30 protein-coding genes and 1 other annotated feature are annotated in these 26,124 nt (G+C 60.1%); of the genes, 10 read left to right on the top strand and 20 right to left on the bottom strand.

All coding sequences use genetic code 11. The features are described 5' to 3' along the window. Positions 1 to 26: 26 nt before the first annotated feature. The 3 genes from dnaX to QOL81_RS07910 form a co-directional block, all read right to left on the bottom strand. Entirely contained in the window at positions 27 to 1,985 is a 1,959-nt protein-coding gene (dnaX, locus tag QOL81_RS07920; RefSeq protein WP_060423453.1) for a DNA polymerase III subunit gamma/tau, read from the bottom strand. After that, positions 630 to 694 (bottom strand) — a sequence feature (DnaX frameshifting element). (Overlaps the previous gene by 65 nt.) A gap of 92 nt (positions 1,986 to 2,077) precedes the next feature. Next, positions 2,078 to 2,629: an adenine phosphoribosyltransferase gene (gene apt, locus QOL81_RS07915; protein ID WP_019454166.1), complete on the bottom strand. Its 552-nt coding sequence runs from the start codon at positions 2,627 to 2,629 to the stop codon at positions 2,078 to 2,080. Positions 2,630 to 2,907: 278 nt separating this feature from the next. Then, complete coding sequence (locus QOL81_RS07910; RefSeq protein WP_159317715.1) at positions 2,908 to 3,288, bottom strand: DUF454 family protein; 381 nt, start codon at positions 3,286 to 3,288, stop codon at positions 2,908 to 2,910. A 133-nt stretch (positions 3,289 to 3,421) separates the two neighbouring features. Here QOL81_RS07910 and priC point away from each other — a divergent pair, with 133 nt between their 5' ends. Together priC and rsmS are read left to right on the top strand one after the other, a co-directional pair. Then, positions 3,422 to 3,958, top strand: a complete 537-nt coding sequence (gene priC, locus QOL81_RS07905; protein ID WP_038875000.1) for a primosomal replication protein PriC — start codon at positions 3,422 to 3,424, stop codon at positions 3,956 to 3,958. Between the two features lie 106 nt (positions 3,959 to 4,064). Further along, positions 4,065 to 4,244, top strand: coding sequence for a pleiotropic regulatory protein RsmS (gene rsmS, locus QOL81_RS07900; RefSeq protein WP_016928837.1), 180 nt, complete (start codon positions 4,065 to 4,067; stop codon positions 4,242 to 4,244). Between the two features lie 31 nt (positions 4,245 to 4,275). On the opposite strand, the gene mscK is transcribed toward rsmS, so the two are convergent. The 3 genes from mscK to acrR all read right to left on the bottom strand — a co-directional run bounded on the left by mscK (position 4,276) and on the right by acrR (position 8,808). Then, complete coding sequence (gene mscK / locus QOL81_RS07895) at positions 4,276 to 7,668, bottom strand: mechanosensitive channel MscK (RefSeq protein WP_283439765.1); 3,393 nt, start codon at positions 7,666 to 7,668, stop codon at positions 4,276 to 4,278. Positions 7,669 to 7,768: 100 nt separating this feature from the next. After that, the gene (locus QOL81_RS07890; RefSeq protein ID WP_033647269.1) at positions 7,769 to 8,122 is read right to left on the bottom strand and encodes a DsrE/DsrF/TusD sulfur relay family protein; all 354 of its coding nucleotides are present in this window, start codon (positions 8,120 to 8,122) and stop codon (positions 7,769 to 7,771) included. An 11-nt stretch (positions 8,123 to 8,133) separates the two neighbouring features. Then, complete coding sequence (gene acrR / locus QOL81_RS07885; protein ID WP_049235198.1) at positions 8,134 to 8,808, bottom strand: multidrug efflux transporter transcriptional repressor AcrR; 675 nt, start codon at positions 8,806 to 8,808, stop codon at positions 8,134 to 8,136. Between the two features lie 142 nt (positions 8,809 to 8,950). Between acrR and sdeX the strand changes: the two genes are divergently transcribed. From sdeX to ykgO, 4 genes are all read left to right on the top strand, one after another. After that, positions 8,951 to 10,138, top strand: a complete 1,188-nt coding sequence (gene sdeX / locus QOL81_RS07880; protein ID WP_049199912.1) for a multidrug efflux RND transporter periplasmic adaptor subunit SdeX — start codon at positions 8,951 to 8,953, stop codon at positions 10,136 to 10,138. Between the two features lie 17 nt (positions 10,139 to 10,155). Next, positions 10,156 to 13,302, top strand: a complete 3,147-nt coding sequence (sdeY, locus tag QOL81_RS07875; RefSeq protein WP_060423439.1) for a multidrug efflux RND transporter permease subunit SdeY — start codon at positions 10,156 to 10,158, stop codon at positions 13,300 to 13,302. A 186-nt stretch (positions 13,303 to 13,488) separates the two neighbouring features. Then, positions 13,489 to 13,743: a type B 50S ribosomal protein L31 gene (locus QOL81_RS07870; RefSeq protein WP_004940303.1), complete on the top strand. Its 255-nt coding sequence runs from the start codon at positions 13,489 to 13,491 to the stop codon at positions 13,741 to 13,743. Positions 13,744 to 13,755: 12 nt separating this feature from the next. After that, complete coding sequence (ykgO, locus tag QOL81_RS07865; RefSeq protein ID WP_004940304.1) at positions 13,756 to 13,896, top strand: type B 50S ribosomal protein L36; 141 nt, start codon at positions 13,756 to 13,758, stop codon at positions 13,894 to 13,896. 106 nt (positions 13,897 to 14,002) lie between these two features. Here the strand turns inward: ykgO and QOL81_RS07860 are convergent, their stop codons facing one another. From QOL81_RS07860 to QOL81_RS07845, 4 genes are read right to left on the bottom strand one after another with little or no spacing between them, the layout of a single operon-like run. Further along, positions 14,003 to 14,881, bottom strand: a complete 879-nt coding sequence (locus tag QOL81_RS07860) for a metal ABC transporter solute-binding protein, Zn/Mn family (RefSeq protein ID WP_070914147.1) — start codon at positions 14,879 to 14,881, stop codon at positions 14,003 to 14,005. A gap of 25 nt (positions 14,882 to 14,906) precedes the next feature. Further along, positions 14,907 to 15,764 (bottom strand): metal ABC transporter permease, encoded by an 858-nt coding sequence (locus QOL81_RS07855; protein ID WP_060440564.1) that lies wholly within the window; start codon positions 15,762 to 15,764, stop codon positions 14,907 to 14,909. Further along, positions 15,761 to 16,474, bottom strand: a complete 714-nt coding sequence (locus tag QOL81_RS07850) for a metal ABC transporter ATP-binding protein (protein ID WP_197827260.1) — start codon at positions 16,472 to 16,474, stop codon at positions 15,761 to 15,763. The genes QOL81_RS07855 and QOL81_RS07850 overlap by 4 nt, the downstream gene beginning before the upstream one ends. After that, positions 16,471 to 16,611: a hypothetical protein gene (locus QOL81_RS07845; protein ID WP_154292170.1), complete on the bottom strand. Its 141-nt coding sequence runs from the start codon at positions 16,609 to 16,611 to the stop codon at positions 16,471 to 16,473. Before QOL81_RS07845 ends, QOL81_RS07850 begins: the two co-directional genes overlap by 4 nt. Before the next feature lie 272 nt (positions 16,612 to 16,883). On the opposite strand from QOL81_RS07845, the gene QOL81_RS07840 reads away from it, so the two are divergent. The 3 genes from QOL81_RS07840 to hha all read left to right on the top strand — a co-directional run bounded on the left by QOL81_RS07840 (position 16,884) and on the right by hha (position 18,018). Beyond that, positions 16,884 to 17,237 carry a hypothetical protein gene (locus tag QOL81_RS07840; RefSeq protein WP_060423427.1) on the top strand — a complete coding sequence of 118 codons (354 nt, stop codon included), beginning with the start codon at positions 16,884 to 16,886 and terminating at the stop codon, positions 17,235 to 17,237. Positions 17,238 to 17,395: 158 nt separating this feature from the next. Further along, entirely contained in the window at positions 17,396 to 17,764 is a 369-nt protein-coding gene (gene tomB, locus QOL81_RS07835; protein WP_004940312.1) for an Hha toxicity modulator TomB, read from the top strand. 50 nt (positions 17,765 to 17,814) lie between these two features. Next, positions 17,815 to 18,018 carry a hemolysin expression-modulating protein Hha gene (hha, locus tag QOL81_RS07830; protein WP_004940313.1) on the top strand — a complete coding sequence of 68 codons (204 nt, stop codon included), beginning with the start codon at positions 17,815 to 17,817 and terminating at the stop codon, positions 18,016 to 18,018. Positions 18,019 to 18,300: 282 nt separating this feature from the next. Here the strand turns inward: hha and QOL81_RS07825 are convergent, their stop codons facing one another. Next, positions 18,301 to 18,819, bottom strand: coding sequence for a cytochrome b (locus QOL81_RS07825; protein WP_047728667.1), 519 nt, complete (start codon positions 18,817 to 18,819; stop codon positions 18,301 to 18,303). 52 nt (positions 18,820 to 18,871) lie between these two features. Next, positions 18,872 to 20,299 carry an N-acetylglucosamine-binding protein GbpA gene (gbpA, locus tag QOL81_RS07820; RefSeq protein WP_060423422.1) on the bottom strand — a complete coding sequence of 476 codons (1,428 nt, stop codon included), beginning with the start codon at positions 20,297 to 20,299 and terminating at the stop codon, positions 18,872 to 18,874. A 252-nt stretch (positions 20,300 to 20,551) separates the two neighbouring features. Here gbpA and gspS point away from each other — a divergent pair, with 252 nt between their 5' ends. Continuing rightward, positions 20,552 to 20,914: a type II secretion system pilot lipoprotein GspS gene (gspS, locus tag QOL81_RS07815; RefSeq protein WP_060423419.1), complete on the top strand. Its 363-nt coding sequence runs from the start codon at positions 20,552 to 20,554 to the stop codon at positions 20,912 to 20,914. On the opposite strand, the gene QOL81_RS07810 is transcribed toward gspS, so the two are convergent. The 8 genes from QOL81_RS07810 to gspG are packed head-to-tail and all read right to left on the bottom strand — an operon-like array spanning position 20,911 to position 26,117. Beyond that, positions 20,911 to 21,726, bottom strand: a complete 816-nt coding sequence (locus tag QOL81_RS07810; RefSeq protein WP_060423416.1) for a prepilin peptidase — start codon at positions 21,724 to 21,726, stop codon at positions 20,911 to 20,913. The genes gspS and QOL81_RS07810 overlap by 4 nt on opposite strands. Positions 21,727 to 21,761: 35 nt before the next feature. Beyond that, entirely contained in the window at positions 21,762 to 22,208 is a 447-nt protein-coding gene (locus QOL81_RS07805; RefSeq protein ID WP_197827259.1) for a type II secretion system protein M, read from the bottom strand. Continuing rightward, positions 22,205 to 23,335 (bottom strand): type II secretion system protein GspL, encoded by a 1,131-nt coding sequence (gene gspL, locus QOL81_RS07800; RefSeq protein WP_084826741.1) that lies wholly within the window; start codon positions 23,333 to 23,335, stop codon positions 22,205 to 22,207. The genes QOL81_RS07805 and gspL overlap by 4 nt, the downstream gene beginning before the upstream one ends. 3 nt (positions 23,336 to 23,338) lie before the next feature. After that, the gene (gene gspK, locus QOL81_RS07795; RefSeq protein ID WP_283439764.1) at positions 23,339 to 24,244 is read right to left on the bottom strand and encodes a type II secretion system minor pseudopilin GspK; all 906 of its coding nucleotides are present in this window, start codon (positions 24,242 to 24,244) and stop codon (positions 23,339 to 23,341) included. Next, positions 24,241 to 24,852, bottom strand: a complete 612-nt coding sequence (gspJ, locus tag QOL81_RS07790; RefSeq protein WP_169318103.1) for a type II secretion system minor pseudopilin GspJ — start codon at positions 24,850 to 24,852, stop codon at positions 24,241 to 24,243. Before gspJ ends, gspK begins: the two co-directional genes overlap by 4 nt. After that, positions 24,849 to 25,196, bottom strand: coding sequence for a type II secretion system minor pseudopilin GspI (gene gspI, locus QOL81_RS07785; RefSeq protein WP_047728681.1), 348 nt, complete (start codon positions 25,194 to 25,196; stop codon positions 24,849 to 24,851). Before gspI ends, gspJ begins: the two co-directional genes overlap by 4 nt. Continuing rightward, entirely contained in the window at positions 25,108 to 25,686 is a 579-nt protein-coding gene (locus tag QOL81_RS07780; protein ID WP_123193169.1) for a prepilin-type N-terminal cleavage/methylation domain-containing protein, read from the bottom strand. The genes gspI and QOL81_RS07780 overlap by 89 nt, the downstream gene beginning before the upstream one ends. Further along, positions 25,683 to 26,117, bottom strand: a complete 435-nt coding sequence (gene gspG / locus QOL81_RS07775; protein ID WP_047730782.1) for a type II secretion system major pseudopilin GspG — start codon at positions 26,115 to 26,117, stop codon at positions 25,683 to 25,685. Before gspG ends, QOL81_RS07780 begins: the two co-directional genes overlap by 4 nt. Positions 26,118 to 26,124 lie beyond the last annotated feature (7 nt).

Raw genomic sequence — 26,124 nt, 5'->3', positions numbered from 1 at the left:
CTAGGGCCGCGCACCTCGCGCGGCGTTTAAAGGGGGCGGATACTCTCTTCATCCAGATCCGCGTCGAAGAACCGGCACAGCGTCTGAATATGGGTATCCGCAACGATGGACTGGCGCGCCTGCGCCAGCTTTTCTTCATAGATGGCTTGTCGCCACTCCAGCGGGGTGCGCTCCGCCGGATTATCGTCCTCTATCACGGTCAGCTCGATCGGGCTGCCGTACAGCTCACCGAGCGCTTCGGCCAACGTCTTCTGCGCCGAAGGCGAATTCAGATGACGCTGCGAAGACCGCAGATGGAGGCAAATCTTGCCCGCTTCCGGCTGCTGCTTGAAGGCGTTCAACGCCAGCTGCTGCACCAGTTTCGGGATCTTCAGCCTGTCGATTTCCGCCGCCCAGGCGTCGCGCTCCAGCGACTCCACCACCAGCTTGGCGGCCAGCTCCGGCGTTTTCTCGTGCTCCAACGCCGTGCGCAGCGCTTTCGGCGTCGCCAGCGGTTCCGGCGCCGCTTCCGGCTCGGTCTGCGCGCGCCAGCGATAGGCTTCCGGCTTGGCCGGTTTTTCCGGCACCTTCTTCTCTGCCAGACGCTGCTGGCTACGCTCGGTCACGGAAGCCAAACGCCCCAGCGCCGAATTTGCCGGCCGCGCTATTCCTGGCGCCGCCGGCTCATTCTTTTTTGGTGTGGATGCTCCCTGCTGCCGCTGCAGCTGGGACCGCGCTTTCAACAGCTGGGCGGTGGCATCCGGTAATGGGGTCGATGATTGTCGCGGTGGCGCGGCCGGCTGCCCTAGCGGCGGCGGCGCGTCCTGAAACTGCGGTGGCTGTTGCGCTGCGGCGGCCTGCGGCTGCGCCATCGGCGCCGGCGCGGTCTGCACCAACGCCACCGGCTCCGGGATCACCGCTTTCGGGTGAAACGCCAGCGCGCGCAGCAGGGTCATCTCAACCCCCATGCGGCGATCCGGCGCATAGGCCAGCTCTTTGCGGCCCACCAGCAGCGTCTGGTAGTAAAGTTGCACATCGGCCGGCGGCAAAGTGCGCGCCAGCTCGCGCAGCCGTTGTTCCACGGCCGCGTAGTGGTTGTCGAGCATCGAAGGCAGCAGCTGCACCATCGCAATGCGGTGCAGCAGCGCCAGCGTCTCCACCAGCAGGTTTTCCCAGTCCACGCCGCGCGAAGCGGCCTGCGCGACCTGCGCCATCACCTTTTCGCCGTCGGCGCTGACCAGCGCTTCGAGGATCGCCAGCGGCTGCTCGTCATCGAGCGTGCCGAGCATCTGGCTGACGGTGGCGGCGGTCACCTGCCCCTGCCCCATGGCGATGGCCTGATCGGTCAGGCTCAGCGCATCGCGCATGCTGCCGTCGGCGGCGCGCGCCAGCAGCTGCAGCGCACGGGCGTCGCTGGTGATCTGCTCCGCCGTCAGCACCGTTTCCAGCTGCTGGCGGATCTGATCGACGTCCAGCGCCTTGAGGTGGAACTGCAGGCAGCGCGAGAGAATGGTCACCGGCAGCTTTTGCGGATCGGTGGTGGCCAACAGGAATTTGACGTGCGGCGGCGGCTCTTCCAGCGTCTTCAGCAACGCGTTGAAGCTGTGGCGCGAGAGCATGTGCACTTCGTCGATCAGGTAGACCTTGAAGCGGCCGCGCGCCGGCGCGTACTGGACGTTGTCCAGCAGATCGCGGGTATCTTCCACCTTGGTTCGGGAAGCGGCGTCGATCTCGATCAGATCGACGAAGCGCCCCTGCTCGATCTCGCGGCAGTTGTCGCATTGGCCGCACGGCGTGGCGGTGATGCCGGTTTCACAGTTCAGGCCTTTGGCCAGCAGGCGCGCGATGGTGGTTTTCCCCACGCCGCGGGTGCCCGAGAACAGATAGGCGTGATGGATCCGCCCCAGCGAGAGGCCGTTGGCCAGCGCGGTCAGGACATGTTCCTGGCCGACCACGTCTGCGAACGTTTGAGGGCGCCACTTACGGGCGAGAACCTGATAGCTCATTAATACCGGAGAAGTCGAGGAATCTGGAGGGTCATGCTAACACAGCCCCGCGGCGATCCGCGAGGCCGTTGTGCCCAAGGGGCGATGCCGCCTCAATGGCCGGCGAAGTCCACCAGGCAGTAGCAGTCGATGCCCAGCTTGTTCAGACGCGCTTCCCCGCCCAGATCCGGCAGGTTGATGATGAACGCGGCGTCTTTCACTTCACCGCCCAGGCGGCGGATCAGTTTGGTGGTCGCTTCGATGGTGCCGCCGGTCGCCAGCAGATCGTCCACCACCAGCACTTTGTCACCCGCGGTGATGGCGTCGGTGTGGATCTCCAGCTTGTCGGTGCCGTACTCCAGCTCATAGCTTTCGCTGAGCGTGGCGCGCGGCAGTTTGCCCGGTTTACGTACCGGCACGAAACCGACGCCCAATGCCAGCGCGACGGGCGCGCCGAACAGGAAACCACGCGCTTCGGTACCCACCACCTTGGTCACGCCCGCTTCGCGATAGCGCTCAACCAGCAGCTCAATGCTGGCGGCGTAGGCCAACGGGTTTTCCAGCAGGCTGGTCACGTCGCGGAACAGGATGCCCGGCTTCGGATAATCCGGGATGGTTTTGATACTGTCTTTAATAAACTGAAGCTGCTGCGCAGTAGCGGTCATAATTGTTGCCTGATAAAACTGCCTGAAAACCGGCGCGCCGCTCACCCACCGCCCCCGGGTGAAACACACCGGAGAAGAAATGGCAGGCGATCCGCGCACGAAAACGCCCAAATCTATGCAAACTGGCGGACAAATGCAACTCTCCCCTGCATCTTTCAACCCGCAGCGTTGTTGACTGCGCGCATTCCCCCCGGTCACTTACCTAAGTCAGCTCCCGGGGATGCCTGCGTTTGTCGCCTGGCTGCGGCTTGAAAGCTATTGGGGAGTTTAAGGCACAATCAGCGCTGTTTTTGTTGCGACAGGTCAATAACCGGCAGGCGCAGCATAAAGGTCAGCAGAATAACCAGCATCAGCAGCAACAGCCCGCGCACCCACCAGATTTTCACCAGCCACAGCGAACAGGCGAAGGTGAGCACGATCACCAGCACCGCCTTCCACTTCGCCCCCGGCGGCAGCGCGCGATGCTGCTGCCAGTGGCGCAGGTAGGGACCGAACCAGGAGCGGTGCAGCAGCCAGTGATGAAAGCGCGGCGAAGAGCGGGCGAAGCACCAGGCGGCCAACAGCAGGAACGGCGTGGTCGGCAGCAGCGGCAGCACCACGCCCAACGTCGCCAGCACCACCGCCAGCCAGCCTAAAATGATCAATAACCCACGCGTCATGCGGCTCTTCGCTCCTCAATCGGTTGCCGCCTACTGTAGCATCGGCGCCGCGCCGGCGGAATATGCGTGCGGCGCTTGTTTCATGGCAGGATCGCGGGCAAGCTTACGCTGTTGAAATCAAGAGGGAGCTTATGTGAGCACTCAGCGTCTATTACAGGTGTTGGCACAGCAGATCGCGGCGCTGGCGGCCGAAGTGACCCCGCGCGGCGATGTTCCAATCCCGCAGGCGCGCTTCGACGCCGCCCTGTTCGCCAATCGCGGCACGCGGCTGCGCGACTACCTGGCCGAGGTGGAGAAGAATTTCGCCCAGCTGCAAAGCGCCGCCAACGACAGCCGCACCAGCCAGGTGGCCTTTCTGGCCGAAAAACTGGTGGCTCAGATCGCTGCCCTGCAGCGCGAGCTGGCAACCCAGGCGCTGCGGCGCAAGAACCAGCCGAAAGAAGCCCCCGAGGCCGATCTGTACCACAAGCTGGCCGAGCATCAGGACTACGAACGTCGGCTGATCGGCATGATTCAGGATCGGGAAAGCCTGCTGGGGCGCCAGACCACGCTGGCGGCGCAGCAAAAGCTGCAGCACGAGCTGGCGGCGCTGGAGGGGAGACTGATGCGCTGCCGCCAGGCGCTGGCGCGCATCGAACGCAATATCGAGCGCAAAGAAAACGGTTTTTGAAGATTTATCACAATATTTTAATGATTATTCCCGGTTGCGCGCCGGGTTCACTATACTCAGCCGAGACACGAGTTTTTCATCCCATTAATTAATAAGCGCAGGTGCTATGTCTCTGGAAAACGCCTCACCCGAACTGCAGCTGGCGGTAGACTTGATTTACCTGCTGGAATGCAACGAGATCGATCCGGCTACCGCGCTGGCGGCGCTGGATATCGTCAAACGGGATTATCAGGAAAAGCTGCAGCGCGCCGGCGTCACCTCGCCCTATCTGCCCGCCGGACAGTAACCGGGGACAGCGCCGCTGTCCCTTTCGCCTCTCATTGCTTATCCGCCGCCGTCTGGCCGCCGTCGTCCGGTGACAGCGTTCTTTTCACTTCCTGCACTTCGTTGCCCTGCTGGTTATGCAGATACACCTCCAGCTGGTTGAAAGCGATGTCGATGTCGTTTTCCCGGCACAAGCGGTCGATTGAGCGATTCAGTTCATCCACCGTGTAGCTGCGATCGCGCAGTTCGCGCACATAGAGCCGCAGTTCGTGATCCAGCGTGCTGGCGCCGAAGTTGAGGAAGAACACCTGCGGTTCGGGATCGGTCATCACCCGCGGGTTGTCGTGCGCCGCCTGCAGCAGCACCTTTTTCACCTTGTCGAGATCGGAACCGTAAGCCACGCCCACCTTGATCAGCACGCGGGTGATGGTGTCGGACAGTGACCAGTTGATCAACCGCTCGGTGACGAACGCCTTGTTCGGAATGATCACCTCTTTGCGATCGAAGTCGGTAATGGTGGTGGCGCGAATGCGGATCTTGCTGACCGAACCGGAGAAGGTGCCGATGGTGATGGTATCGCCGATGCGGATCGGGCGTTCGAACAGAATGATCAGGCCGGAGACGAAGTTGGCGAAGATTTCCTGCAGGCCGAAGCCCAGCCCGACCGTCAGACCGGCGGCCAGCCATTGCAGTTTGTCCCAGGAGACGCCCAGCGATCCCAGCGCAACCACGGCGCCCACGGCGGTGATCAGGTAAGTGAGCACGGTGGTGATGGCATAGGATGCCCCCTGCCGCAGCTGCAGCCGCGACAGCACCACCACCTCCAGCAAACCGGGCAGGTTGCGGGTGAGCACGTAGGCGACGATCACCGCGGCGATCGCCACCATCATGTTGCCCAGCGTCACCGCCTGCGACACGCTGCTGCCCGCCACGGTGCTGGTGTAATGCCACAGCGTGATGCTGTCCAGGTAAGCGATGACCGTCACCAGATCCGACCAAATGGCGTAGAAGGCGCTGGCGAAGATAGCAAACAGCACCAGGGTGGTCAGACGCAGCGACTGCTGGTTGATCTGATCGAGCGCCAGCGGCGGCTCTTCCACCACGGCTTCACCGCCTTCGGCCCCCTCCTTCGCCACGTTTTGCCGCCGCGCCAACGCGCGCCGGTAGGCCAGACGCCGCGCCGCCACGCTCAGGCCGCGCAGCGCGGTCAGGTACACGATATTCCACAGGAAGAACAGATACAGGCTGTCTATCCAACGGCTGGCCAGCCGCAGCGTGGTATAGAAGTAGCCGGCGAACATTAGCCCCAGCAGGATCAGCGGCGTGGCGGCGAGCGCGGTGACCACCACCAGCCGCACGGCGTGCGAGCCCTTTTCACGCCAGCTGTCGCGGCACAGCGGGAACACCAGCACCGTGAGCAGCGCCAGCGTCAACATCACGACGATCTGGCCGATGACGTCTTCCACCAGGCGCAGCGGCGCTTTTTCGCCCAAGACCGACCAGAAGATCAGCGGCTGCAGCGCCAGCCCCAGCCGCAGCGTCTGGCGGCGGTAATGCGCGCACAGGTTGGCGCCGAAGTTAAAATGCCGCTCGGCGATGCCGCCCGGTTTCAGCATGCGGTAGCTGAAACCGAATACCAGCCATGACAGCGCCAGCTGCTGCGACAGCGCCCAAATAAAGTCGCTGATGCCGAAGTCCGCGCGATACATCCAGAAACCGACGCCGAGCAGCAGCGCGGCGCCGGGCAACACCTTCAGCAAGGTCAGCGCGATGGCCTTCGGCGTATGCAGCTGGCCATCGCGTTTAAGCTGCCCCACGTCGTTGGCCAGCTTTTGCAGATGGCCGTCGATCAGCCGGTAGCGCCAGCGCAATAGCCCGATCGCCAGCAGCATCGGGATCAGGAACACCAGCGCATTCAAACCGCCCTGCAATAACTTGCCGCCATCGAATTTGATATCGAGCCCGGCGAGCTGATCGCGCACCGCCTCCGGCATCGCCTTCAGCCACGCCAGATCGACCGGCTTGTTGCTGTTGACCCAGAAAATCTGCTGGGTCAGCGTATCCTGCAACGAACCGTAGACGCTGGTCAGCTGCTGCTGGTTGATCTGCAGGTTGATCGATAACGACAGCTGGTTGCTGAGCTGCTTGTTCAGCTGATCCAACAGCTCGCGGCGCATGTCGACAATTTCGTTCAGCGCATCGATCACTTCCGGGCCGGCCTTTTCCTTGCTTTCGGCCACCAGCTGATTGATGTAATCCTCCCCCTTGAACAGATCGTCGCGTTGCTGATTGATATCGAACTGCTCCAGCCGCAGATCGGCGATGCGCGTGTCTATATCCGCCAGCAGCGTGCCCTGCGGCAGGCTCTGCTGCTGCTGATACAGAATGCGCGACAGCACCAGGCTGCCCTTCAGAACCTGAATCTGCTCTTTCAGGTTACGTTCCGCCTGCAGACCGCGATCGAGCCAGTTTTTGACCCGAATATTCTGCTGGAACAGGGTGTTGCTCTCTTCGGTGGCGGCGATCAGCTGCTGGCTCAGCTGGCGGTTGACGTCCAGCTGCTTGCTGACCAACTGATCGTGCTGGATATCGGTGGCGTCTTCCGGGTTCTGCGCCTCTTTGGCGGTTTTTTCAGACAGCGTCAGGCGCTTGCTGTTGACGAGCTCCTGCAGCAGCTGCACCGACCTATCCAGCGCGTCGATATGCGCCGTGGTGTAATCGCGCTGTTTTTGCAGCAGATCTTGTAGCGTGGTATTGGCTTCCAGGCTCTTGCGCTGCAGCTCCAGCTGCGCGTTGAGCAGCGCCTGTTCGGTGTTCAGCATCACCTGCTGGCTGTTGCGCAGCGAATCTTGCCCCGGCGTCTGGCCGCTGAGCTGGCTGCGGATCTCCTGCAGGCGCTGCGAAGCGGCGTACATGGTGCTCTGCACCCGTTCAGGCTGGGTTTGCAGCGACACCAGTTGGCTGTTGTAGGTGGAGAGGCTCTCCTGTGCGCTTTGCAGCTCGTCGAGCGTTTGATACAGCCGGCTTTCCAGCTGGCGCAGCGACAGCGGCAGCAGCGCGGCGCGCGCGGCCGCGTTGTCCGTCGGCCGCTTCAGCGCATCCAGTTCGGCGGTGACCTGATTGAGCTTCGCCGGCGCCTGCTGCACCTGCTGTTTAAGCTGTGCGGCGTCCTGCCGGTTGCGCTCGATGGCGTCCAGCAGCTCCAGCGTACGGGTTAAATCCTGTTGGGAGAGCTTTTCGACCGGCGTCAGGGCTTTTTGCTTGTTCAGCGTTTCCAGCTGGCTTTGCACTTCGCTGCGCTGCGGCAGATCGCCGTTCAGCGCCGCCTGTGCCGGCAAGCAGCACGCAAAAATCAGGAAAAGAAGTGTCGCGGCGGCGATGCGCCGCCGGCATGCGCCGACAAACGTGAGCGGCGCCAGAGAAGGCAGAGTCAACCAGCGATGCATGATTTGGCTTCGGATCGGTAAAGAAGCCTGAAGATTATCACGATCGCCGGCGGGCAACGAACAACAAAAGCGTTGCCGGTGATGTCCCGTTGTCGCGAAATCAGAAAGTCAGCACTTTCTCCGCCGCCAGCGTCCACTGCGCCAGCTCGACCAGCGTGCCGATCGCCACGCCGTCCGCCAGCGGCAAGCGGCTGACGCCGCGCGCGTCGGCACAGGTCTTGCACAGCTTGACCGGCACCTGCTGCGCGGTGAGGATCTCCAGCATCTGCTGCAGGTGATACCCTTCGTGCGGCTGCTGCCCGGCCAGCCCGGCCACCACCGCGTCGGACATCAGAAACAGCCGCAGATCGAGGCTGCTCTGCTGCTCTTTCATGGCAATGGCCAACCGCAGCGCATTGAACAAGGATTCATGGCCATAGGCGGCGCCATTGGCGATGAGAACGATGGATGACATGAAATCTCTCCTTATAAAGGAAGGCGGTCGGCGTCAGGCGTCGCCGCATCGGGTTTGAGGCGCAAGGTGGGGCAAAACTGCAGCATCTCCAGAAACGCATCCACCAGCGCTTCGGCTTCGGCCCGCAGATCGAAACTTTCCGGCATAAACAGCCAGTTTTCCATCAGGCCGGTGATATAACCGCGCAGGATGATCGCCGCACGGCGGGTATGTAAATCGGCGGGCAATTGCTCGTGGTGAATGCAGTTATACAGCACCGCTTCAATGCGTTCGTAGCCGGCGAGGTACAGCACCTTGCGCGAATCCAGCAGCGGCATCATTTCACCGACAAACTCGCATTTGTGGAATATAATTTCCATCAACGCCCGTCTACGGCCGTCTTCAACCGTAGACGTCAGAATGTAAATCAGAATTTCTCGGATAACCCGCAGTGGATTATCGGGAAACTTTGCCTGATACTCTGTTTCGAGCTGGTCAATTTTCGGCTCGGTAGATTCCCAAACTTCATTAAACAGGTCTACCTTATTCTTGAAGTGCCAGTAGATGGCTCCACGCGTAACCCCGGCAGCGGTGGCAATATCTGTCAGTGACGTTGCAGCAACGCCACGTTCAGAGAACTCTCTCACCGCAGCATCAAGGATTTGCTGTCGGGTTTCTTGCGCCTGCTGTTTGGTTTTTCGTGCCATGGCATTGTTATTTAGGGGGAGTGTGATTTACATACATTCGCGAATGTATGTACCATAGCACGCACATATAATTAACGCAGCAATGGGTTTTAAAGCTTGTGATCCATTGATCATTTTGAAATCGGACACTTGAGGTTTTTCTATGAACAAAAACAGAGGGTTAACGCCTCTGGCGGCCGTTCTGATGCTTTCAGGCAGCTTAGTGCTAACAGGATGTAACGATAAAGAAACCCAACAGCAAGGCGCCCACCAGCAGGCTCCTGAAGTGGGCGTGGTGACCTTGAAGGCCGAGCCTCTCAACATCACTACCGATCTTCCTGGCCGTACCGCTGCGTATCGTATCGCCGAAGTTCGCCCTCAGGTCAGCGGCATCATCCTGAAGCGCAATTTCGTTGAAGGCAGCGATATCAAGGCCGGGACGTCCCTGTACCAAATCGATCCCGCCACCTATCAGGCCAGCTACGACAGCGCAAAAGGCGATTTGGCCAAAGCACAGGCCAGCGCTTCCATCGCGCGCGTGACGGTAAACCGCTACAAGCCATTGCTGGGTACCAGCTACATCAGTAAGCAGGACTACGACAACGCCGTCTCCACGCTGCAGCAGGCGGATGCCGCCGTGGTGGCCGCCAAGGCCGCCGTGGAAACCGCGCGCATCAACCTGGCGTACACCAAGGTGACCTCCCCGATCTCCGGCCGCATCGGCAAATCCGCCGTGACCGAAGGCGCGCTGGTCAGCAACGGCCAGGCGACCGCCCTGTCTACCGTGCAACAGTTGGATCCGATGTATGTCGACGTCACCCAGTCGAGCACCGACTTCCTGCGCCTGAAGCAAGAACTGGCCAGCGGCGCGCTGAAGCAGGAAAACGGCAAGGCCAAGGTGAAACTGATGCTGGAAAACGGCGCTGAATACGCGCAGGAAGGCACGCTGGAATTCTCTGACGTCACCGTCGATGAGACCACCGGCTCCATCACCATTCGCGCCCTGTTCCCTAACCCGAACGATACGCTGTTGCCGGGCATGTTCGTGCGCGCCCGTCTGGACGAAGGCGTGCGCAGCGATGCGCTGCTGGTGCCTCAGCAAGGCGTTACCCGCAACCCGCGCGGCGACGCGACGGCGTTGGTGGTCGGGGCAGACGACAAAGTTGAGCTGCGTACGCTGAAGGCAGACCAGGCGATTGGCGACAAATGGCTGGTTACCGATGGCCTGAAAGCCGGCGATCGCGTGATCGTCTCCGGCCTGATGAAAGTGCATCCGGGCGCGCAGGTAAAAGTGCAGGAAGTTGACACTCAGGCGCAAAAACAGCCGCAGTCTGAAGCGCAGAAGTCATAAAAAGGAGCCTGTAATACATGGCTAAGTTCTTTATAGATCGCCCAATTTTCGCCTGGGTAATCGCCATCATCGTCATGTTGGCGGGGGTGCTTGCAATAATGAAACTGCCTATCGCGCAGTATCCCACTATTGCACCGCCGGCGGTGAGCATTTCCGCCAACTACCCGGGCGCAGATGCCAAAACGGTGCAGGATACCGTCACGCAGATTATCGAACAGAACATGAACGGTATCGATAACCTGATGTACATGTCCTCCACCAGTGATTCCTCTGGTAGCGTCACCATTACCCTGACGTTTGATTCCGGCACCGATCCTGACATCGCGCAGGTTCAGGTCCAGAACAAACTGTCGTTGGCCACCCCGTTGCTGCCGCAAGAAGTTCAGCAACAGGGCCTGAAAGTAGAAAAATCCAGCAGCAGCTTCCTGATGGTGGCCGGCTTCGTTTCCGACGATCCGAACATGACTCAGGACGATATTGCGGACTATGTGGCGTCCAACATCAAGGACCCGATCAGCCGTTCGTCCGGCGTAGGTGAAGTGCAGCTGTTCGGTGCCCAGTACGCGATGCGTATCTGGCTGGATCCGAACAAGCTGAACAACTACCAACTGACGACCACGGACGTAACCTCCGCCATCACCGAGCAGAACAACCAGATCGCCGCTGGCCAGCTGGGCGGCCTGCCGCCGGTGCCGGGGCAGCAGTTGAACGCCTCGATCATCGCGCAGACCCGTCTGACTTCACCGGAAGAGTTCGGCAAGATCCTGCTGAAGGTGAATACCGACGGTTCCCAGGTGCGCCTGCGCGACGTCGCTCACATCGAGCGCGGCGCGGAAAGCTACGCGGTTACCGCTCGCTATAACGGCAAGCCTGCCGCCGGTCTGGGTATCAAACTGGCTACCGGTGCCAACGCCCTGAACACCGCCAAAGGTGTGAAAGACGAGTTGGCCAAGATGGCGCCATTCTTCCCGCAAGGGATGAAAGTGGTTTATCCGTACGACACCACCCCGTTCGTTAAAATCTCCATCAACGAAGTGGTGAAAACGCTGATCGAAGCCATCATCCTGGTATTCCTGGTGATGTATCTGTTCCTGCAGAACTTCCGCGCGACGCTGATCCCAACCATCGCGGTGCCGGTGGTACTGCTGGGGACCTTTGCGATCCTTGCGGCGTTCGGCTTCTCGATAAACACCCTGACGATGTTCGGCATGGTGTTGGCGATCGGCCTGCTGGTGGATGACGCCATCGTGGTGGTGGAAAACGTCGAGCGCGTCATGTCCGAAGAGGGGCTGCCGCCGAAAGAAGCGACCCGTAAATCGATGGGCCAGATCCAGGGCGCGCTGGTGGGTATCGCCATGGTGCTGTCGGCAGTATTCGTGCCGATGGCGTTCTTCGGCGGTTCAACCGGCGCCATCTATCGCCAGTTCTCGATCACCATCGTGTCCGCGATGGCGCTGTCGGTGCTGGTGGCCTTGATCCTGACGCCGGCGCTGTGCGCCACCATGCTCAAACCGATCCCGAAAGGCGATCACGGAGTTAAAACAGGCTTCTTCGGCTGGTTTAACCGCATGTTCGAGAAGAGCACGCATCACTATACCGACAGCGTGGGCAACATCCTGCGCAGCACCGGCCGCTATCTGATCATCTACCTGCTGATCGTGGTTGGCATGGGCCTGCTGTTCCTGCGCCTGCCTTCCTCGTTCCTGCCGGACGAAGATCAGGGCATCCTGTTGACCATGGTGCAGCTGCCTGCCGGCGCCACCGAGTCCCGCACCAACAAAGTGCTGGAAGAAGTCTCCGACTACTTCCTGAACAAGGAAAAGGACAACGTGGTTTCGGTGTTTACCGTCGCGGGCTTCGGCTTCAACGGTAACGGCCAGAACAACGGCCTGGCATTCGTCAGCCTGAAAGACTGGGGCGAGCGTCCAGGGGCCGGGAACAAGGTCGAAGCGATCGCGGGCCGTGCCATGGGCGCGTTCTCGCAGATTAAAGAAGGCCTGGTGTTCCCGTTCAACCTGCCGGCGATTATCGAACTCGGTACCGCAACCGGCTTCGACTTCGAGCTGATTGACCAGGGCGGCCTGGGGCACGAGAAACTGACCGAAGCGCGTAACCAGCTGTTGGGCATGGTTGCTCAACATCCGGACGTGCTGGTGGGCGTGCGCCCGAACGGCCTGGAAGATACGCCGCAGTTCAAACTGATCGTCGATCAGGAGAAAGCCAAGGCGCTGGGCGTCAGCATCACCACCATCAACAGCACGCTGAGCACCGCCCTGGGTGGTTCGTACGTCAACGACTTCATCGACCGCGGTCGTGTGAAGAAAGTGTACGTACAGGCCGAGGCGCCGTTCCGTATGCTGCCGGAAGACATCAACAAATGGTACGTGCGCGGTACGAGCGGCCAGATGGTGCCATTCTCCGCCTTCTCTTCGGCGAAATGGGAATACGGCTCACCGCGTCTGGAACGCTATAACGGCTTGCCGTCGATGGAAATTCTGGGCCAGGCCGCACCGGGCAAGAGTACCGGTGAAGCGATGAACCTGATGGAACAGCTGGCGTCCAAACTGCCAAGCGGCATCGGTTACGACTGGACCGGCATGTCCTATCAGGAACGTCTGTCGGGCAACCAGGCGCCGGCGCTGTACGCCATCTCGATTCTGGTGGTGTTCCTGTGTCTGGCGGCGCTGTATGAAAGCTGGTCCGTGCCGTTCTCGGTCATGCTGGTATTGCCGCTGGGGGTTATCGGTGCGTTGCTGGCCGCGACGATGCGCGGCATGAACAACGACGTGTACTTCCAGGTGGGGCTGCTGACCACCATAGGCCTGTCGGCGAAGAACGCCATCCTGATCGTGGAATTCGCCAAAGACCTGATGGAGAAAGAAGGCAAAGGCCTGATCGAAGCGACGTTGGAAGCGGTGCGTATGCGTCTGCGTCCAATCCTGATGACGTCTCTGGCCTTCATCCTCGGGGTTCTGCCGCTGGTTATCAGCAGCGGTGCAGGCTCCGGCGCACAGAACGCGGTAGGTACCGGCGTAATGGGCGGGATGATCACCGCCACCGTCTTGGCGATCTTCTTCGTACCGGTGTTCTTCGTGGTGGTTCGCCGCCGCTTCAGCAAGAAGAACGAGGACCTGGAACACAGCCATCCGGTAGAGCACCACTGATCGCTCAGTGATGTGAGCTCCACCCGATAATCGAAAAGGCCGCGCATGCGGCCTTTTTCTTTTGCTTCAGTTGCTTAATGCAAACCGTTCTCATTAATTCACTCTTGTGTGCAATTTGCGCTTGATCGTGATGCCAGGTCGGCGCATAATTATTGTTATAGTATAACATTACACGAGAGAGCCATTATGAAACCCGGCATCCACCCCGATTACCGCACCGTGGTCTTCCACGACGTCAGCGCCAATGCCTACTTCAAAGTGGGATCGACCATCAAAACCGATCGCACCATCGAACTGGACGGCGAAAGCTGGCCGTATGTCACCCTCGACGTCTCTTCCGCTTCGCACCCGTATTACACCGGCAAGCAGAAAGACTATTCCAAAGAAGGCAGCACGGCGCGCTTCCAGCAGCGCTTTGGCCGCTTTATCGGCAATAAGTAACAAGGAACCCCCATGCAGGTATTGAGTTCATTGCGTTCGGCGAAAAATCGCCACCCGGATTGCAAAGTCGTGCGTCGTCGTGGCCGCATCTATGTGATCTGTAAAAGCAATCCGCGATTCAAAGCGGTACAGGGACGTAAGAAAAAGCGTTAACTCCAAAGTGTCATCTGTCGCAAAGCCCCGTTGCTGCTCAACGGGGCTTTTTTTATGGCGAGAAAGTGCCTACAAGCCGTCCCCCGCCGGCAGGCGGGGGCGGAGATTACTTCATGCTGCTCAGCAGCGCGTCGACATTGTGCTTGAACGCCTGCTCATAGGTGGCCGCCGGGCCGCCCGCGCGGGAGAGCGCTTCAGGGTACAGCTCGCCGCCCGCCTTGGCACCGGTGGCGGCGGCAATCTGTTTCACCAGCCGCGGATCGGTCTGATTTTCGATAAAGTAAGCGTTAACCTTTTCCTGCTTGATCTGTTTGATCAGGCCCGCCACGTCGCTGGCGCTGGCTTCTGCCTCGGTGGAAAATCCGACCGGGGCAAGGAAGGTGACGCCATACTCTTGCCCAAAGTAGCCAAAAGCATCATGGCTGGTCAGCACCTTACGTTTCTGTGGCGGTACTGCCGCGAACTGGGTTTTGGCCCACAGATCCAGCTTTTGCAGCTGCTGAATATAGTCGGCTCCGCGCTGACGAAAATAGTTGGCATCCTCGGGATCGGCGGCAATCAGGGCATTCATCACGTTGGTAGCGTACTGTACGCCGTTTTTCATGCTGTTCCAGGCGTGAGGATCGGTAATCGGTTTCCCGTCCTCTTCCATCTGACGAGTGCTGATCCCCTGTGAAGCGGTGATCACCTGCCCTTTATAACCCGAGGCGCTGACCAGGCGATCGATCCACCCTTCCAGCCCCAGGCCGCTGACGAACACCACATCAGCCTGAGCCAGCTTCTTGCCGTCCTGCGGCGAGGGCTCGAAGCTGTGCGGATCGCCATCCGCCCCCACCAGCGTGCTGACCTTGACGTGATCGCCGCCCACCTGTTTGACGATATCGCCCAGAATGGAAAAGCTGGCGACGGCGTCAACGGTCTTCGCCATCGCCCATGGGCTGGCCAGCAGAGCAGCGACCGCCAGCGATATAGGTAAACGTTTCATACTTTCTCCTTGCAAATGGCACTTCTCAACGGCGCACGAAGGCGCAAATGCCTCCGCGCGTTCCAAACAGGATCGAGACGAAAAAGATGACGCTGGCGCTGAGCACGATCGCCGGGCCGGCAGGCAGCGAAGCGTAATAGGACCACACCAGCCCAATCACGCTGGAAAGCGCGCCGATGCCCATCGCCGTCGCCAGCGTCTGCGGCAGATTGCGCGCCCAGAAGCGCGCGCTGGCGGCGGGCAACATCATCAGCCCCACCGACATTAAGGTGCCAAGGATCTGGAATCCCGCCACCAGATTGACCACCACCAGCGCCAGAAACAGGCCGTGGATCAGCGCCAAGCGGCGCGGCGCGTTGACGCGCAGAAAAGTCACGTCGAAGGATTCAATCACCAACGCACGATACAGCGCCGCCAGCGCCAGCAGCGAAACCGAGGCGATCGCACCGACCATCACCATGGCCTGTGCATCCACCGCCAGAATCGAACCGAACAGCACGTGCAGCAGATCCACGCTGGAACCGCGCAGCGAGACCAGCGTGACTCCCAGCGCCAACGACCCCAGATAGAACCCGGCGAAGCTGGCATCCTCTTTCAGCGGCGTGCGGCGGCTCACCAGGCCGGACAGCATCGCTACCGCCAGCCCGGCAATAAAGCCGCCCACGCCCATCGCCACCAGCGACATGCCGGAGATCAGATAGCCGATCGCCGCGCCCGGCAACACCGCGTGTGACAAGGCATCCCCTACCAGGCTCATGCGGCGCAGCAGCAGAAACACGCCCAGCGGGGCGGCGCTGAGCGACAACGCCAGGCACGCCATGAGCGCGCGGCGCATAAAACCGAAAGAGAGGAAAGGATCGATAAGCGCATGCCACAGCATCATGGCGACACCGCCCGCAGATCCGGCTGCCGTTCAGTGGCGTGATACCTCGGCACCTGCTCCAGCACTCGCTCGGCCGCGCCCCAGTGGCAAGCCTGCGGCGTCAGCAACAGCGCCTGCGGAAAATGCTCGGCAACCATCGACATATCGTGCAGCACGGCGATCACCGTTCTCCCCTTCCGGTGCAGCTGCGCAATCACCTGCAGCAAAATTTGCGTGGTGGCGCTGTCGATGCCGGTAAAAGGCTCATCCAGCAGGATCAGCGGCGCCTGTTGGACCAGCAGGCGTGCAAACAGCACTCGCTGCAGCTGGCCGCCGGACAGCTCGCCCACCGGGCTGTGCGCCAGCGCACTCATGCCAACGTTCGCCAGCGCCTCATTGACCTGGCTCGCCGCACGCTTGTTCATGCCGCCGAACATGCCGCTTTGCGGCCAACAGCCCATCGCCACCAGATCGCTCACCGCGATGGGGAACTGCCGATCCAGTTCCGCCTGCTGCGGTAAATACGCTCTGCGCGGTGGCTTTCCGCCGCTAAAACTCAGGCTGCCTCCCAACGGCGGCAACAATCCGGCGAAGGTTTTCAGCAGCGTCGACTTACCTGCCCCGTTGACGCCCACCACCGCAGTGAGCGATCCGGCGGTAAACTGCCCGCTCAGCGGCGGGAAAAGCGGCGTGGCCCCATAGCCAATCGCCAGCTGACGCAAGGTAATCATGGCAGCGACACCGCCCAGAAAATGCCGAGCCACAGCAGGGCCAGCAGCGCAACGGCCCCCGCACAGCGCACGGCAGCGGAGGTGGTAAACAGCGAATTCAGTGACGACGCGGCGTCATGTTGTGAAGAGGGAGTCAATGTCGTGATCAACGCGATGAATTAATGGTTATAATATAACATCACACTCACTACGACGTCTCAAGCTCTGCCGTGCCAATTAATGCAACGGAACGTAACAGCCCCGCGCAGCGCGCTCTCCCCCGCCACGTTCCCCCTTATCAACCTCAGGGATATTCCCGTTCGACAGAAATGTTGGCATAGGGTAAAGAACTGCGGTAAATCGAAAAATTTACCGACGAGGCCGGAAAAGGAGTAAGATAAGCAGATAACATTGCTGTTGGCCGAGATTAATGCTTGTTACCCTTGCCTGTAGCCTGGAAGTGAACGCACTTTCTGTTAAAAAATTAAAGAAAGTGATTAATGACAATATAGCGGAGTTAGTGCCGGCGCTGACCAGCGGACTCAGTTTTTATTCTGAAAGCGCACGCTATGCCGAGGATTCATTAGAAATACTTGATATAGTGCCACAAGGTGACGGCGGTTATTCAATGAGTTATCGCTATAAGTGGGGCATTTTTAATGCCTGTCTGGATATCAACAGCGAGGATATCATCAACGACAGCGTCCGGTTTCGAGTGACGGCGCGGGGTTTAATCTTCGACATCATTGATAACTCACGTCCATCAACTGCGGATGAATTGTAAGTTTACGTAATAACTGCAGGCCAAACGCGAAAAAATGATTTATATTCATTTTACGGGAAGTTTATTTAACCACCGTTAAGCTGCCTCCGTTCATGATGTAAATCAGCTTACTCACATAGTGTTATCACACCGCAATTAAGACTTACGGAGGGGATGATATGGATGAGTATTCGCCTAAGCGACACGACATTGCTCAGCTCAAATTCTTGTGCGAAAATTTGTATGATGAAGGCATCGCGACCCTGGGAGACAGCCACCACGGGTGGGTCAACGATCCGACATCCTCCGTCAACCTGCAGCTTAATGAGTTGATCGAACATATCGCTTCGTTTGTGATGAGTTATAAAATTAAATACATGGACGAATCAGACCTGTCGGAGTTAGTCGAAGAATATCTCGACGATACTTATACGCTGTTCAGCAGCTACGGTATCAATGATTCCGACCTGCGCCGCTGGCAAAAGACCAAGGCGAGATTATTCAGAATGTTCTCAGGAGAGGACATCTGTACGACAATGAAAACTTAGGGGATAATTATTCCCGAGCTATTTTACGGTTATTAAACTAAAAGGCCACCATGACTAAAACCGACTATCTGATGCGTTTACGTAAATGCACCACGATTGATACTCTCGAACGTGTTATTGAGAAAAATAAGTACGAGCTTTCCGATGATGAACTGGAGCTGTTTTACTCAGCGGCCGATCACCGTCTGGCGGAGCTCACCATGAACAAACTGTATGACAAAATCCCCACCTCCGTTTGGAAATATGTCAGGTAATCAGACCCCAACGCGTTGAGCCGATGCTTTTATCGGCTTCAATGTCCACGTTGAATACGTATTTTTCCTATTGACAATGAAATGTTAATTACGTTCATCTTTATCGTTAATAATAAATAGACACACTTCTCTGTTCCTGTTCGGGGTATAACGCGATTAACGCGTGATGACTCTCGCCCCTGCTTTACGGCCACCAGCGTAACGGCCATGCCGCCAACTCCCCTATGCTCCTCGCGGCCACGCCGCCGCACTGCCTCCGGGCGGCGTGATCGCCCCGTAAAATCAGAGCATGCGGCGCAAAATCGCCTGCCGGGCAAAACAGTGGTGTTTAATCACCGCCGCGACGTGCAGCACGATCATGGCCGACAGCGCGATACACGCATAACGGTGCACGGCGAAAAAGAAGCGGTTAACGTCGAGATTTGCAATCGGGCGTGGGAAGTCAATCGCGCCGAAAACGGCAAAGCCGTGCTCTAGCATGAGGAATCCGCTGAGCAGCACCACGAAAATCAGCAGGTAGAATATTTCGTGCAGCAAATGCACCAATCCCTTCTGGTGCCCTTGCAACATATCGCCATAGGGCACCTTCGGCCGGAAAAAGCGCCAGATAAAACGCGCCGCCATCAGCGGTGTCAGCACCAAGGCCAACGACATATTGGTCACGGAGAAAAAAGCGAAGATGCGCGCATCCGTCATAAAATGCAGCGAATAACCAACGATCATTACGTAGATCATGACCGCGGCAATGCCCCAATGCAGTAACCGACTGAAAAGATCGTAACGGGCAGGTTCGTGTGACATAAAACTCCTTGAAAAGCGGCCATCGCTGGCCGCTTGGCTATCCGATTTACGCTTACTTTTTCAGGATCCAGGCATCCTGCCAGTTGGATCCCACGCCCGGCTCATAATGAGTCGCGCCGCTGTTCCACTGCATGCAGTAACCGCTGTAAGGGAAAGGTTTGCACTGATACACCTTACCGTTCTTCGGCTGCAGCACCGTGGTGCCGGCGGTGTATTTACTCAGCTCGTTCGGGAAGACGAAGTTGTAGTCGCCGTTGCCGCCACCGCCGGTGGAGTCTGCTTCCAGGTTGAAGTTTTCGATATCAGGCTGAATGCTCTGCCCGTTGTCGTTGCTGGCGATCACTTTCAGCATGTGGTGGCCTTCGCTGACGTTGGTCAGCGCGATGGTCAGCGGCTGGCTGGCGTCTTCCAGCGTCTCTTTCACATAGCCTTTCTCCGTCTGGCCGTGATCGTAAACGCGCGCTTCAACCGTCAGCTTGCCTTTGACCTCGGCATTGAAGGTCAGCTGGGCTTTACCGTCCTTGATCTTGGTGCTGGACAGATTGCCGATGCGGATCTCCTCGGTAATGGCCGGCGTTTCTTCCTCATAGGAGATCACTACGCTCTTCATCGGGCTACCCTGCTTGGCGAAGACCGCGTTATTGCCGAATACCGGGTTGACGTTGCCTTTGCCGTCTTTCACTCCGGCGCGCACCGTTTTCTGCTCGACGTTGATCTTGGTTGCCAGTGCGTGGCTCCAGCGGTTTTTGTCGGTCAGCGCCTCGCTGTCGATCGCCAGCTCGGTTTTCATCGCCAGCACTTCGCCGCTCGCGTCGAAGAAGCGAGCGATCACTTTATCGCCAACCTGCAGGTTTTTACCGGTGAGGGATCCCTGCAGCTGCTTGCGCCATTCGGATACGACGCCGTCGTCCTCGAAGTTGACGTCAACCACCTGATAGAAACTGTTCACCGTGTCATTGATTTCCCACACGCCGTAAATCACCTGATAGCCGGTTCTCTCCGGCACCACGCACTGGTGCACTTCGCGATCTTTTGGCGCCTGAGCATGGCCATCAACCTCGCAGAACGGCTCTTTTTCGAAAGCCTCGCGCGACAGCGGCTTGTTCACGTCCCAGTCTTGTTTGGTGATGTAGTAACGCCAGTTATTGGTTTTGTGCTTGGCGGTGTGGTACCAGGTGAACGTCTGCGGCCCCGGCTTCATGGTGTTCAACGCCCAGACGTTGACGCCCTGGCGATCCAGCGGTTCGAAGCCATTAACCCCGCCGCTGGCCAGCTGGCCGTCGAGCGGCGTAGCGCCGCCAGGGAAGCCGGAAATCTGCTCAACGCTCTGCGGTTCCCACTGCGCCCGGCCGCAGTCGGTGTTGCTGCCCAGCTTGCACTTGTAGGCGCGGCTTTCGGGAACTTCGATATACCCATGCGACCAGGCGGCCGACGAGGCAGCAAGCGTTGCCATCATCAGGGCGATTTTGGATAATTTCATTACGACTCCAGTTAAATTTATTGGATTCCAACTGAGTGAGAAGAAACTCAAAGAGATGCGGCGATACCGCGAGAGGAATAATAAGTAGAAGCCCTGAACGCCAGGCACTTAGAATGCATTAAAATAATAAAACCTAATACGGCCAAGATATTAAATGGCATGACAAACGTTTAAAATAATCCGGAAATCGCGAAGCGCCGCCTTGCGGCGAAAGAAATAAGCGCACCGTTCCTATTCCACAGAGAGAATAACGTGACATTGAAAAATATCGCCGCAGCGGTCTTGGCCTCCCTGCTGCTCTCCGGCTGCCAGCACGCCGCCAAATCGGCCCCTGACGCCGCCGCCCAACGCGACCAGCTGTCGTCGCTGGTCGGCGCCGGCTTGTTTTTGAGAGAGCGTTGCAATCGCGCCGACATCCCGGCCGACGATAAGCTCACGGCGGCGGCGCTGCAGGAAGCAGAGAAAAAAGGGTGGTCGCCGGCGCTCAATCGCGCCCAGTTGCTTGCTGCAGGTCAACGCGTCGCCGCACAGCTGGCGGCCGACGCCACGCCGCTGCAGGAGAAGTGCAGCGAATTCAATCGGTCACTGGCGCCCTTTCTAGCCCAGCTCCGTTAGCCCCCCAGCGGCAGCGCAAACCATTGGCAGGCCACCGCGCCTGCGCCCGCCGTCGCCAGCCCCGGCCCGAAAGGCAGGGGCTGAGTTCCATCACCGCCGCGCCATACGCGCAGCAACAGCCACAGCAGGCTGCCGGCGGAGGCAAACAGCAAGATCGACGGCAAAGCGGCATACCCGCCCCAGGCGCCAAGCGCCGCCAACAGTTTAAAATCGCCGTATCCCAGCCCCTCGCGGCCGGTCGCCAGACGAAATGCCCAATACAGCAGCCACAGCGTCAGATAGCCCGCCATCGCGCCGACCACCGCCGCCGGCAAAAAGGCCGGGTGCGCCAGGCAATGCCACAGCAACCCGCCCCACAACAGCGACAGCGTCAGGCAATCCGGCAGGAGTTGGCGCTCGCTGTCAATCGCCGCCAGCGCCAGCAACAACGCAACAAACGCAAGCATGAAAAACCAATCAACCCCGATGCCGAGACGCCAGGCCAGCATGATTCCCATCAGCATCAGAAATAACTCCACCAGTGGATAACGCACGGGAATAGGGCTGCGGCAATAACGACAGCGGCCACGCAACAGCAGCCAACTTAATAGCGGAATATTATCGAACGCCGATAATTGTTTTATGCATGACGGGCAAAATGAACGCGGCCAAACGAGATCAAATCGCTCGGCCTGCGTCGTTTCTATTTCACGCTCAAGCATGATAGGCAGCCGATAAACGACCACGTTAATAAAACTGCCGACGCACAGACTCAACACGGCGCTAAATAACAGCCAGTGTTCATCCGCCGCCGCGTTTAGGGCGAATAGCATGATTTTTCTGATTCCTGATGATTCGTTAGCGTGGGTTACATCGGCGGCTGCGTCGTCACCTGCAGCCGGCTGACCTGCACGACGCCCGGCGCCTGCCCCGCGCGCTCCACGGTGAGCGCGAGCACGCGGATACCGTGCTCGCGCTGCAGGGCAGCCAACCACGACAGCAGGCTTTCGAACGGCACAGGCGGCAGCCTCACCCGCATCTCCGCGTCACTTTCCGTCAGGTCGGCGAGGGGAATGCGGTACGCTTGCGCGCTCTGCCGCAGCCGCTCCGGCAGTTGCTCGCGCGCAGCGGCGCCCGGCGGCGAGCGAGCCTGCAGTTGCTGGATGACACGTGCCTGCCCCTGCAGCGCCGCCAGCCGTTGTGCGCTTTTCTGCGCCTGTGAAAACTGATACAGGCAGTAGCCGCAGGCTACCAACAACAACAGGCTTAACAACACCGCCCGCCGCAACGCCTTATCGTGCCACCCGATATTCATCGCTCACCTCTCACCGTCAGGACCGCCTGGTTGGGTGCGCCGCCTTCTCTGAACGTCATACTGACCTCGCCATCGTTAACCGGTGCCGGCAGCGGCACGTCGTTTCTGTTCACCGTCACCACCAGACGATCGTCGGCAGCGTCGAAAGCCAGCGCCTGCAGCTGCGGGGGCGCCCATAAAGCGAGTGCCCCGGCCGCGTAGGGCAGCAGCCTGAACAGCTGCGGCGCATTCAGGGCGTCTTGCATACGCCGCACCTGCGCTTTCGCCGCCTGTTCCGCAAACGCCGGCGCGGTCTGGCCAGGCAGCAGGCGCTGAGACAGTACCGCTATCCGGCTCTCGTTCTGCCGGGCCATCTGTTGGTGATGCAAACCGCCCACCAGCAGCGAACCACTGAGCAACAGCAGCGCGCAGACGGTCTTATCGGGCAGGCGACGCGGCCAGCGTACGCTCGGTTTGAAACGCCCCTGCAGCAGCGTGGCGGGGCTGCTCCAGGCCTCTTGCGCCAGTTGCCAGAGCGGATCCTCGTCAATGCGCGCCGCTTCCCAGCCCGCCGGAATCTCCCCGCCGCAGTGCAAACACCAATCCGGCGTCGGCAGCGGAGTGCAATCCCGCCAGGCATCGGGCAGCGACAAGCTCTGCCCATTCCCCGTTCGGATCAGCCAGCGATCGCGCCAGCGCAGCGCGCTGCATTGGCCCGGCAGCGGCAATGCCAGCACGTCGGGCAGCATTTTATCGGCGCGAATGCCGCAGGCGCTCAGGCGCTCGACCCAGCCCTGCATCTGCGCCAGCGCGACGCCGGCGAGGGTGAAATCACGCTGCGCCTTGCCCAGCACCGCCCAGTGCATCTGCTCGGTATCGGTCAACAGCCCGGCCTCGTGGGCGTAGGCCAGCGCCAGTGGCGTCGCCTGCCGGGCCTTGCCCTGGAATGTCGTTTGTCTCAGCACCACATGACGGGCAGGCACCAGTACCACGACTCGGCTGCCCTGCGCCATGGCTGCCAACTCGCCGCCGCCGTCGGTCAGATCGAGGCGGGCGCCAAAGCGGCAGCGCGTCTCGCCGACGTGGCCCCAGCGCACATCGGCCATCGAGTCCTCGCTCAGCGCGATAAGCAGGATTGTGTTCGCCACCCTTTACCCCTCCCCTCTGTCGAACTGGCGTCTGCTGACCGTGATGCCTGACTGGCCCGGTTGCCACGCGCTGACGAGCCGATAGCGCCCGTCATTCAGCGTCAGCTGCAGCTGCGCAATCCAGCGGCTGTCGTCGAACTTCAATCGCTCGTCGAGAGCGTCGTCATCCAAGGCTTGCAGCGCTTTTTCCTGCGACAAAAACGTCAGCGTCTGCCACCCCTGCGGCGGGCGGGCCGCCAGCAACGTCCGCAGCCGTTCTCCGCCCAGGGCGTTCATCAGCATCGCCCGCAGCAGCGGCAACCGGGCCTCATCCACGGCGTCCGGGTTGATCTGCAATTCAGCATCCGGCGCCGCACAAAGCTGCGGCGCGAGGCGCAGGTATAGCTCACGATCGATACCGGCCAGCTCCCGCAGTTCGCTGATATCCCCCATCAGGTACCCTTCGCCATAAGCCCGGGCGACGATCGCATCGGCAATCGCGCCTGCCTGCGCGTCGGCGATGCCCAGGTTGTTCAGTAACAGCATGAATATCCGCCTCTCTTTATTGGGGGGAACCCCCTCGCTATCTCCGACCTCCGTTGGGCCGGCGGCGCGGATCAGGGCGTTTACGTTGAAACAGGCATCGACCCGGCGCAGGCGTATCGCCACTTCCCCCTCTTCGGTACGCATACTGAACGCCGCCCCAGAGGCTTCCCAGGCCTTGCGCTGCTCTCCTGCCTGCCGCCACCGCTGTTGGGCGTAGATCTCCCCGCCCAACAGCAGCCATTTCGCCCTCAGCCGATCCTGCTGAGACTGGGTGCGCGCCAGCGAACGCTGCCAGTGGTCATTGATATTGACCGCCACGATCGCCATCAGCGACATCATCAGCAGCACCATCAACAGCGCCATACCGCGTTGTTTTTTCATCATGGCCTCGCCGAGGGCAGCGCGATGATGCGCCGTATTTCCCCCAACGCGGGGGTCTCGACGGTGATCTCCACCGCCTGCGGCAGCAGCCCGCCGGCGCGCCAGGCCGTCAACCATTCGCCTTGCCGGTAAAAACGCAGGCGGAACCGCGTCACCTCCGGCAGCAACAGCACGCTGCGCGCCGTCGCCTGCGGGCTGCTCAAATTCGGGTAGCTGAGGCGCTCCAGCCGCCCCTGCCGGTGGCGATAGGCCACCCGCTCCTGCGTGGCACGCGGCAGCCGGGCCTGCGGATTCGACCAGCCGCTTCGGATCAGCAACAGCTGAAAATCCACGTCTTCCCCCTCCGCCGTCTGCAGCACCGCGAATTCCGGCTCCGCCGGCCTGCGTTTATCACCGATCGGCGCACGCGCCTGCGCATGAGCAAAATCGCGCTCGACGATCGCCAGCGCCCGTTGCAGCTGGGTCAGCTGCGTCGATTTGCGCTGGGTAATTTCGTCGTTTTTCAGCACGCCCCTGAAGACCGCCAGGGCGGTGAGCGACAGCATGGCGAACAGGGCGATGGCCAGCAGCATTTCCACCAGCGTAAAACCGCGTTGCAAAGCGCGCTTCATGGCAACCCCCGGTAAGCCTGTAACTCCGCCAGCACGTTGCGATCCTGCGGATCGCGCCTGACTTCGATCGCTATCGCCCGCATTCCGGCGTCGCTGGTCTCCTGCCCACGATAACGCCAGTGCCAGGTCTCACCGGCCATCACCGTGGTGCCCGAATGCCAGGCCAGCGTCGGCGGCTGCGGATCGAGCTGCAGCAGCGTCAGCTGGTTGTCCGCTACCCACAGCGCAACGGTCTTGGCTTCGATCTCGCTCAGGCTACGCACCTGGCCGCCGGTGCTGTTGATCAGCGCCAGGCAACCGATGGCGAAGATCATCAAGGCCACCATCACTTCCAGCAGTGTCATGCCCTGCTGGCGTCTCATTTTCCGCGTCATCGCAACGAATGTCCGTCGTTTCAAATACGAAGTAACCGGGCGCCTGCAATCGCCACAGGCACCGCCCCTGCGACAGCGCTACGCTGAACGCCGTGGTTTCGCCCCCCGGATGCAGCCACACCTGCGGCGGCCGCGCCGCCGCGTCATCGAGCGCGACGGTTTGCCCTTCAACGCTCAGCCACAGCGCGATGCCGTCCGGCAGGGCGTATGCCTCCCGGCTCGCCTGCCCCGCAGCGGCAACGCTGCGCCAACCGCCGCTGCCGAACGCCACGCCATAACTCACCCCTTCGCGCTCGGCCCGCTCGGCGAGGGCATTCAACCAATGGTTCAGCCGCTCCCCCTGCCGTGCCAACGCTTTCTCATCCGCCGGAAAACTCAGCATCACCAGGCCGCTGGTCACCCCCAGCAGCAGCAATACCAGCATGATCTCCAGCAGCGTAAAGCCGCGTATGCGCCTCATGGCGCGTCGGCGTCGGCCACCCAGTTGCCGATATCGTCATCGGTGTCGGCGATGCCGTCCGGCCCCAGAGAAAACACGTCCAGCTTGCCGTGACGCCCCGGATTACGCAGACGATACTCCTGCCCCCAGGGATCTTGCGGCAACCGGCGGATATAACCGTCTTCGGGATAATTTCTCGGGATCGGCGCCAGCGCCGGTCGGGTCACCAGCGCCGCCAGCCCCTGTTCCGCGCTGGGATAACGCCCGTTGTCCAGCTTGTACATATCCAACGCGTTCTCCAACGCGACGATATCGCTGGCGGCCTTTTGCCGATCGGCCTTCTCCTTGTTTCCCATCAGGCTTGGAATGGTCAGGCTGGCCAACAGCCCCAGAATGACGATCACCACCATGATTTCCAGCAGCGTAAACCCTCGCTGCCGTGACCTGCGCATCTTGCTG

Source organism: Serratia sp. CC22-02, assembly GCF_900182895.1.
GTDB lineage: Bacteria > Pseudomonadota > Gammaproteobacteria > Enterobacterales > Enterobacteriaceae > Serratia > Serratia nevei.
Note: the sequence above shows the minus strand (reverse complement) of the source record. Positions and strands in the feature narration are given on the sequence as shown.

Bases quoted from the DNA above. Each gene is read 5' to 3' on its own strand.
- dnaX (WP_060423453.1), bottom strand. From the start codon at position 1,985: ATGAGCTATCAGGTTCTCGCCCGTAAGTGGCGCCCTCAAACGTTCGCA.
- apt (WP_019454166.1), bottom strand. From the start codon at position 2,629: ATGACCGCTACTGCGCAGCAGCTTCAGTTTATTAAAGACAGTATCAAA.
- QOL81_RS07910 (WP_159317715.1), bottom strand. From the start codon at position 3,288: ATGACGCGTGGGTTATTGATCATTTTAGGCTGGCTGGCGGTGGTGCTG.
- rsmS (WP_016928837.1), top strand. From the start codon at position 4,065: ATGTCTCTGGAAAACGCCTCACCCGAACTGCAGCTGGCGGTAGACTTG.
- mscK (WP_283439765.1), bottom strand. From the start codon at position 7,668: ATGCATCGCTGGTTGACTCTGCCTTCTCTGGCGCCGCTCACGTTTGTC.
- QOL81_RS07890 (WP_033647269.1), bottom strand. From the start codon at position 8,122: ATGTCATCCATCGTTCTCATCGCCAATGGCGCCGCCTATGGCCATGAA.
- acrR (WP_049235198.1), bottom strand. From the start codon at position 8,808: ATGGCACGAAAAACCAAACAGCAGGCGCAAGAAACCCGACAGCAAATC.
- sdeX (WP_049199912.1), top strand. From the start codon at position 8,951: ATGAACAAAAACAGAGGGTTAACGCCTCTGGCGGCCGTTCTGATGCTT.
- sdeY (WP_060423439.1), top strand. From the start codon at position 10,156: ATGGCTAAGTTCTTTATAGATCGCCCAATTTTCGCCTGGGTAATCGCC.
- QOL81_RS07870 (WP_004940303.1), top strand. From the start codon at position 13,489: ATGAAACCCGGCATCCACCCCGATTACCGCACCGTGGTCTTCCACGAC.
- ykgO (WP_004940304.1), top strand. From the start codon at position 13,756: ATGCAGGTATTGAGTTCATTGCGTTCGGCGAAAAATCGCCACCCGGAT.
- QOL81_RS07860 (WP_070914147.1), bottom strand. From the start codon at position 14,881: ATGAAACGTTTACCTATATCGCTGGCGGTCGCTGCTCTGCTGGCCAGC.
- QOL81_RS07855 (WP_060440564.1), bottom strand. From the start codon at position 15,764: ATGATGCTGTGGCATGCGCTTATCGATCCTTTCCTCTCTTTCGGTTTT.
- QOL81_RS07850 (WP_197827260.1), bottom strand. From the start codon at position 16,474: ATGATTACCTTGCGTCAGCTGGCGATTGGCTATGGGGCCACGCCGCTT.
- QOL81_RS07840 (WP_060423427.1), top strand. From the start codon at position 16,884: ATGCTTGTTACCCTTGCCTGTAGCCTGGAAGTGAACGCACTTTCTGTT.
- tomB (WP_004940312.1), top strand. From the start codon at position 17,396: ATGGATGAGTATTCGCCTAAGCGACACGACATTGCTCAGCTCAAATTC.
- hha (WP_004940313.1), top strand. From the start codon at position 17,815: ATGACTAAAACCGACTATCTGATGCGTTTACGTAAATGCACCACGATT.
- QOL81_RS07825 (WP_047728667.1), bottom strand. From the start codon at position 18,819: ATGTCACACGAACCTGCCCGTTACGATCTTTTCAGTCGGTTACTGCAT.
- gbpA (WP_060423422.1), bottom strand. From the start codon at position 20,299: ATGAAATTATCCAAAATCGCCCTGATGATGGCAACGCTTGCTGCCTCG.
- QOL81_RS07810 (WP_060423416.1), bottom strand. From the start codon at position 21,726: ATGCTATTCGCCCTAAACGCGGCGGCGGATGAACACTGGCTGTTATTT.
- QOL81_RS07805 (WP_197827259.1), bottom strand. From the start codon at position 22,208: ATGAATATCGGGTGGCACGATAAGGCGTTGCGGCGGGCGGTGTTGTTA.
- gspK (WP_283439764.1), bottom strand. From the start codon at position 24,244: ATGATGAAAAAACAACGCGGTATGGCGCTGTTGATGGTGCTGCTGATG.
- gspJ (WP_169318103.1), bottom strand. From the start codon at position 24,852: ATGAAGCGCGCTTTGCAACGCGGTTTTACGCTGGTGGAAATGCTGCTG.
- gspI (WP_047728681.1), bottom strand. From the start codon at position 25,196: ATGACACTGCTGGAAGTGATGGTGGCCTTGATGATCTTCGCCATCGGT.
- QOL81_RS07780 (WP_123193169.1), bottom strand. From the start codon at position 25,686: ATGAGGCGCATACGCGGCTTTACGCTGCTGGAGATCATGCTGGTATTG.
- gspG (WP_047730782.1), bottom strand. From the start codon at position 26,117: ATGCGCAGGTCACGGCAGCGAGGGTTTACGCTGCTGGAAATCATGGTG.